This is a genomic window from Mesotoga sp. HF07.pep.5.2.highcov (assembly GCF_003666285.1).
Lineage (GTDB): Bacteria > Thermotogota > Thermotogae > Petrotogales > Kosmotogaceae > Mesotoga > Mesotoga prima.
The window spans coordinates 1-2,788 of the sequence record NZ_JFHJ01000088.1; the positions used below are offsets into that span (position 1 = coordinate 1).

General features: G+C 50.9%; 3 protein-coding genes. 1 reads left to right on the forward strand and 2 read right to left on the reverse strand.

Annotated features, from left to right (window positions below; genetic code table 11):
* On the forward strand, positions 1–923 hold a 923-nt coding region (locus BG32_RS01545; protein ID WP_121526294.1), incomplete at its 5' end, for a uroporphyrinogen decarboxylase family protein.
* Positions 924–958: 35 nt separating this feature from the next.
* Here BG32_RS01545 and BG32_RS01550 read toward each other — a convergent pair.
* Entirely contained in the window at positions 959–1,915 is a 957-nt protein-coding gene (locus tag BG32_RS01550) for a uroporphyrinogen decarboxylase family protein (protein ID WP_121526295.1), read from the reverse strand.
* 3 nt (positions 1,916–1,918) lie between these two features.
* Positions 1,919–2,788: ASKHA domain-containing protein (locus BG32_RS01555; protein WP_121526296.1), on the reverse strand; the 870-nt coding region annotated here is incomplete at its 5' end.

Consider the following 2,788-nt stretch of genomic DNA (forward strand, 5'->3'; position numbering starts at 1 on the left):
GGTCGAGATACCTCTTTCCAGATGGATTCGACCCGAAAGTGAAAGAAGACGGTTCACTCGTAATCGAGAGGGACGGTGTCGAAGTCGCGACAATGCCCAGAGGCGGCCACTACTTCGACAGGAGTTACTTTCCCCTGGCCCATGCCGGGAGAAAAGAGGAGATCTCGGCCCTTGTTTTGCCAAGATTGACCGGCGAGGAAATCGAGTTTTTGAAGGCTCAGCTCACGGGAATACGCGAATCAACAGACTGCGCCGTGATCGGGGCTTTCGGGGGGAACTTCCTTGAGGCCGGCCATTCAATGTTCGGGTACCAGGAGTTCATGGAGAGGCTTATTACAGATCGGTCTCTCATGGAGTTCTTTCTTGACCGGCTTCTCGAGACCTATCTTGTAGATCTGGAGAAGTATCTCTCCGCCCTGGGAGACGATATAGATATTATTCAGATCGGCGACGATTACGGCACCCAGGAGAACACCGCGATTTCGCCACGAGTTTTCAGATCTATCTTCAAACCTAGACTTAAAACCCTGTGCGACTTCATTCACAGGAAGAAACCCGATCTTTTCATCTTTCTTCACTCCTGCGGGTCAGTCTACACCTTCATACCAGATTTCATAGAAGTCGGTGTTCAGATACTGAATCCGGTTCAGACCAACGCGAAGAATATGGAGCCGGAAAGGCTAAAGAATGAATTCGGAAGAGATATCGTCTTCTGGGGAGGGGGATGCGATACACAGCACGTCCTGCCTTTCGGAACACTAGAGGACCTTGAGGAGGATATTCGCCGCCGCATCGACATTTTTTCTCCCGGGGGAGGCTTTGTCTTTTCTCCCATCCACAACATTCAGGCCGAAGTGCCACCCGAGAAGATCTTCAGAGTTTTCGAGTGCGCATACGAATACGGTTCCGATAATACCCGCTGAAGAAACTGCTCTTGTTCTAGACTTGAGACGTTCTGTTACGAACGATAATTCCTGCCGGCTCTGAAGAAGGCGGAGATGTTCTCTGGAGGGGTCTCCAGTGGGATGTCGCAGCCTGAACTCAAGATGAAGTTGGGAACATCCTTCATTTTCTCGAGAAGTATTGCAGTCTCTCTTTCGACTTCCTCTTCATTTGACTGAAGAAAGACCTTAACCGGATCTATGTTGCCTATAAGAAAAACATCTTCGGGAACTCTCTCCGCTGCAGCATTCAGGTCCACCATGCTGTCAAGGCTCAATCCGTAGGCGCCGCTGGCGCCCATAGGCTCTACTATGTGTTCCGTGTCTCCACAGATGTGATAAATCAAGGGTTTTGAAAGGTCGGATCTTAGCCTTTCAAAATATGGAAGTACGAAACGTTTAAACTGTCTCTTAGACAAAAGCACCGCCGTCGGTTCAAGCACGGCTATCATATCTGCGCCGTGGTCGATTAGCGCTCTCGAGTATTCACTTACAACCCTTGAGCAGAAATCTATTACGCTCTCTGCAAAAGCCGGATCTTCTATCAGTTTCATACAGAGGTCTGTAACCCCAACGAGCTCTCCTGCTAGGCTGAGCGGGCCGATAACGTAGCTGCCCCTCTTTACCGGCAATTCTCTTGCCATTTTATCTGCAACTTCTGCGAAGACCCCCATTCTCCCGGATACTCCCCTCCAGGAGTTCACCACTGAGGAAAGCTCGTCCGGTCCCTTTATTGGATGTTCCTTCACGTAGGGATTGTCATCCTCGGGGAAACCGACTTCCAGTCCCAACGCCTCGGCCTCGACCGTCAGGTCCATCATGAAGAAGATCCCGTCTGGCTGAAACTCCTCCATAATCTTGGCCAGAGAGTTAAACTGGATTTTCGCATTTGTGAGATTCTCTTTGAGCTTCGTTCCCGTCAGTCTTGCGCCCGGTGCGCCGAGCAAAGGTATGATTGATCTATTGAAGGCCATTGCTTATCCCTCCCTCAAGGCAAGATTGTCAACGAAAATCTCGTTGAAGTCCTTTCTGCCAGATAGTTCAACATAGTATATGCTGCCGCTAAGATCTTCCGCTCTCTCTCGAATTCCGCTGTCCAGAACTGCCAGAACTGCCCCAAGACCGGCCGCATTTCCGACGGGTGAAACTCTTTCGACTGGGACATTGGGAAGCATGCCTATTCGCAGAGCGTTCTCGGGATCGATGTAGTTCCCGAAGGCTCCGGCAAGCAAGATCCTGTCGATGTCTCGCGTCTCGATGCCTGCCCGGTCCATCAAAACGGATACTCCCGCTCGAATGGCTGCCTTTGCAAGCTGTACTTCACGAATATCTCTCTTGTTTATACGCACTATGCCCGCAGGGCCTTCAAGCTCGAAGTACTCTCCTTTGATTCGTCCCGATTCAGTAAGAATACCCGCACCTATCATAACGGCAATCGCGTCTATCAACCCCGAACCACAGATTCCAGAAGCATTCGAACCATTCACCGTACTGAACCCGATACCTTCTCCGTTGAGCCACACATGATCGACTGCTCCCGACCTGGCGATAGTCCCCTGACTTATATTGCCTCCTTCGAATGCCGGACCTGCCGCGGTGGAGCAGGTGAAGATTCGGTCGCCCCTTTTGAGGGCCATCTCTCCGTTGGTTCCGATGTCTACGAGGAGAACGTTGCCGGAATCTTCGACGAATCCCGACGAGAGAATACCGGCCGTTATATCCGAGCCTACGTAGGCAGAGATTCCAGGCATTATGTAGATTTTCGAATTTGGAATGGACTCTTCTAGGTCGAGTTCCCGTGACTCGAATACCTTTCCTCCGGTGAATGCCGGTATGAAAGGTGAGGA